This window comes from Microcystis sp. T1-4, assembly GCF_000297435.1.
GTDB lineage: Bacteria > Cyanobacteriota > Cyanobacteriia > Cyanobacteriales > Microcystaceae > Microcystis.
Window position 1 is genome coordinate 1 of the sequence record NZ_CAIP01000335.1, and the last position, 3991, is coordinate 3991.

The following is a 3991-nucleotide window of genomic DNA, read 5'->3' on the forward strand; positions in this document are numbered from 1 at the left end:
TGGTATCATGGCTCTCCGTTGCACTCAATTGGGTTAAGGATTTTAAGGTTTCAAGCTCAGTTTCTAGGGTTTGGAGTCGGAGTGAAAGCTGCCGATTTTCTGCCAGTAAAGCTTGGGATTGGCTATGGAGGTAGGGGTCTCCTTCCCACCAGTTGATTCCCATTTCCCTGGCTTTATCAACAGAGGCAATTAACAAACGAATGCGGATATTTATAAGTTCAGTGGAGGCGATCGAAACGGAAATATCGCCAGCAATCACAATTCCCTTATCTAAAACTCGCTCGAGGATATCCGCTAAACCCGAACCTTGAGTTGCTGTTTTCAGGGCGTTGTTTGATTGGGTTTTGAGCGAGCCAGCAAAAGTGGAAGAAGTCACGGTTGGTTTCACTCAATAAGAGTATAAAATTAGTCTTTCCGCTGGGGCAAGTTGCCTCGCAGTAAAGATTGAATGGCTTTGAACGATTGATTTCCCGTCGAAGGCTCAGAAGTTGACGCTTGGTCTTCGGAAGGCTCCGTTTCCTCTAGAACGGATAAGGATTCTACCGGATTGTCGTCGAGGATTTCCCATAAAATTGCTCTTGACTTATCAATAGATAAATTCGTGCGGGACAAAAGAACATCGGCGCAGATATCACGGAAATCCGCATCAGAGGGACTAGCCACAATATCGTGAGAGGCACAGACTTTAGCAATCATTAAACAAGAGCGCAAACCTGAGGTTTTTTCAGCCTCAGTTTTCACCCGAAAGGTTTTGACGAGGTTGACAATAAATAAGGCATCTTCTCGACCAATCCCCGTTTTTTGGGCAAGAATTTCAGTCTGAGTCAGTTGGTCTGGTTCAGGCATATTAATGGTTACCAACCGATCCATTAAAGCATCTTGGGTAGCATGAACCCCACAATATTCTTCTGGGTTGGAGGTGAAAATTGCCCGAAATTGAGAATTGACTTGTAGGTAATCGGGTTGATGGCTAGTGGGTGGCAGGGTGAGAATTTTTTCTTCCAAGGCAGAGAGTAAAACGTTGTTGACCTCAGGTCGAGAACGATTGAACTCATCATAAACTAGGGTAAAACCCTCTCGACAGGCCATTGTTAAGCGAGAATCCACCCAATTGTGTTTTAGCTCGTCTTCAACTTTGAGAACGCTGTGGATATAGTTATCCGTCAGCTTTTTATGGGTATAACCAGACTGGCTACCAATTAAATCGGAACTGGTAAAGTCATCATCGCCAAAGATGAGCATTACAGGTCTGGCCAAACAATTGGCCAGATGCATTGCCAAGGTGGTTTTTCCCGTTCCTGCTGGACCACATAGATGAATGGAAAAACCAGAGTTTAGATAACGTAGGGCGCGAGTGGCAATGTGATCAATCGAAGGCGTAACAACAAATTGACCGGGGCGAAGGCAGAGGACGGCTCTTCTTGTTTGAGTTTCAGTAAATGTCATAGTCGAAATCTAGTAAATACCATTGATAATCCCCGCCTGAAGCGGACGGATATTCTCGAGCTAACAACTGCTGGTTCAGGTTTACCTTTCATAACCGAGTCGGCAAGGACGCTCGTGTTACCCGAATTTTACGGCAAGTTTAATCGTCTTTGGCTTTTAAGGCTTACCTACATAATATCGCAAAAGATTAGGAACTGTCATCAATTAGCTCTAGAACCTTGACAAGCTCTGGGCAGATGCAGTCCTTTTCACTTACCTCCTTTGTCAATAAAAGACTAATAATGACAACATTAACTATAAATTAAGCGAAGTTCTATAATACTTCTTAATTTACCAGAACCCTAGAGTCGCCCATACAGGAACCGACCACCCCTACGTTGAGTCTAGAAACTTAAAAAAGCAGGATCAGCATGGCAGGTTTAAAACCAAAGGCTTATTGTTGTATTCTCAGATAGTCCTCTAGTTTAGCCAGGAAAAGGGACTAGAGGGTTTTTACTCTAGCCCTAGGGTTAAGTGGGTTGGAATTAACCTAGAGATTTATTTGCCAAAAACGTAGATAGACAAATCTTGACGAAATTGACGCAATTCGTCTTTTAGCTGTTTCGCTTCAGCTAAACGTCGTTCTTGAAATTGACTTAAATCATCCTTCACCTGTTTAGCTCGATCTAGATGAAGTTGGCGTAAGTCGTCCTCTAGCTGTTTCGCTGCCGCTAAACGCTGTTCTTGGAATTGACTTAAATCCTCTTTCAGCTGTTTAGCTCGATCTAGATGCTGTTGACGTAAGTCGTTCTCCAGCTGTTTTGCTGCTGCTAAACGTTGTTCTTGGAATTGACTTAAATCCTCTTTCAGCTGTTTGGCTCGATCTAGACGCTGTTGACGTAAATCGTTGTCTAGCCGTTTGGCTTCCGCTAAACGTTGTTCTTGAAATTGACGTAAATCCTCTTTTTGCTTTTCCGCTTGAGCTAAACGCTGTTTTTGGGTAGCTGTTAAAAACAAGTGGCTTTCCTGTTGAACTTTTTGGAAAGATTGGCGCAAAGCAGTTGCCTGTTCTTGCGCTTGTTTTTGTCTTTCAGTTTTGACATCCAACAGAAAAGATTGTACTTCTCGCGAGAGTTTAGCTACTTCTTCAGCAATCGATAAACGATCCTGGCGGAACTGTTCCATGAGAGCAGGCATGGGGTTGTCCTCAATTACTAAATACTATGGAATGGATTTGACCCAATCACCCGTTAGAAAAACCTTCACGGAGACTGGGGGGAGAGACAGCAGATTTCGACTTTTCTTATCATCCCAAAGTTGAGGTAGGGGACTACCCCAGACTGAGGGGCGCAACCTCCCACCCCCAAAATGGCTTTCTACTCAGAAAAATAGTCAGCCTTACATTCTGGCGATAGGCGGTAAACCTAGCTACAAAGGTCAAAATCACGGTTACAAAAATAACTTGTATGGGTCTAGCTTTGTTTTTGCTATCCGTTGCCGTGCCAACCTTGTCAATCATAGACCATTGCGCCCCAAGAGAGGGGTAACTAGACTCAATAGGGATTTAAAGAAAAGCCGAGAATCTGGAAAACCCAGTAGGGTTTTAACTCAGCAGATAGGAGAATCTGGGATCAATCCTTAAGCAGGAACCGCTGCAGATTGGGTCAGACCAACAGCTTCAGCATATTTGAGGTAGGTTTCAACCGAAGCGATAACTACACGAGCTTCAATCGCTAATAATTCGATACCCACCAGAGATACGCGAGCCCAGGCATCAATAACGATACCTTTGTCGAGGATACGATCAATAACTTCAGCCAAGCTAGAGGAAGAGTTGGTTTTTTCAACTGCCATGGTAGATATACCTTTTTTTGTTTGTATAGAAAGTGTACAGTGCTGATCCAAAAGTTGAGATAGCAAACTACACCAGACCAAGGGGCGTGGCCTCCTAGCCAAAGAATGGGTTTCTATCGCAAAAAACAGCGAGCCTTACATTCCGGTGATAGGCGGTAAACGTAGCAGCAAGCGCTAAAAACACGGTGACAAAAATAATTTGTCTGTGTCTAGCCTTGTTTCCGCTATCCGTTGCCGTGCCAAGCCTGTCAATTACAGACTATTGCGCCCCAAGAGACGGGTAACTAAACTCAATAGGGATCAAAGAAAATCCGAGAATCTGGAAAACCTGGTTGGGTTTTCACTCAGCAGATGGGAGAATCTGTGATCGATCCTTAAGCAGGAACCGCCGCAGATTGAGTCAGACCAACGGCCTCAGCATATTTGAGGTAGGTCTCAACCGAAGCGATAACTACACGAGCTTCAATCGCCAATAATTCGATGCCCACCAGAGAGACGCGAGCCCAGGCATCAATAACGATACCTTTGTCAAGAATACGATCAATAACTTCAGCCAAGCTAGAGGAAGAGTTGGTTTTTTCAACTGCCATGGTAGGTATACCTTTTTGTTGTTTTCATAGAAAGTGTACAATGCTGAGGTCATGGAGGATTCAGAAACTTATTTGGGGTTTCTGCCTTCATCACTTCCGCACTTTTAAAGATAACACCCTGT

At 44.0% G+C, this 3991-nt stretch carries 5 protein-coding genes; all 5 read right to left on the minus strand.

The genetic code is table 11. From position 1 onward, the window contains the following. A partial coding sequence (locus MICAI_RS16910) for a gas vesicle protein (RefSeq protein WP_039900438.1) occupies positions 1–376 on the minus strand: 376 nt, incomplete at its 3' end. Between the two features lie 29 nt (positions 377–405). Next, the gene (gene gvpN / locus MICAI_RS16915; RefSeq protein WP_008204981.1) at positions 406–1446 is read right to left on the minus strand and encodes a gas vesicle protein GvpN; all 1041 of its coding nucleotides are present in this window, start codon (positions 1444–1446) and stop codon (positions 406–408) included. A gap of 537 nt (positions 1447–1983) precedes the next feature. Then, complete coding sequence (gene gvpC, locus MICAI_RS16920; RefSeq protein ID WP_008204983.1) at positions 1984–2622, minus strand: gas vesicle protein GvpC; 639 nt, start codon at positions 2620–2622, stop codon at positions 1984–1986. A 441-nt stretch (positions 2623–3063) separates the two neighbouring features. Next, positions 3064–3279, minus strand: a complete 216-nt coding sequence (gene gvpA, locus MICAI_RS16930) for a gas vesicle structural protein GvpA (protein ID WP_002735503.1) — start codon at positions 3277–3279, stop codon at positions 3064–3066. A gap of 374 nt (positions 3280–3653) precedes the next feature. Beyond that, a complete protein-coding gene (gene gvpA, locus MICAI_RS16935; RefSeq protein WP_002735503.1) occupies positions 3654–3869 on the minus strand; it encodes a gas vesicle structural protein GvpA in 216 nt (71 codons plus the stop codon). Positions 3870–3991: the final 122 nt, after the last annotated feature.

What these genes read in the sequence shown, in the direction of transcription:
- gvpA (WP_002735503.1), bottom strand. Translation starts at nt 3,279, where the DNA reads ATGGCAGTTGAAAAAACCAACTCTTCCTCTAGCTTGGCTGAAGTTATT.
- gvpN (WP_008204981.1), bottom strand. Translation starts at nt 1,446, where the DNA reads ATGACATTTACTGAAACTCAAACAAGAAGAGCCGTCCTCTGCCTTCGC.
- gvpC (WP_008204983.1), bottom strand. Translation starts at nt 2,622, where the DNA reads ATGCCTGCTCTCATGGAACAGTTCCGCCAGGATCGTTTATCGATTGCT.
- gvpA (WP_002735503.1), bottom strand. Translation starts at nt 3,869, where the DNA reads ATGGCAGTTGAAAAAACCAACTCTTCCTCTAGCTTGGCTGAAGTTATT.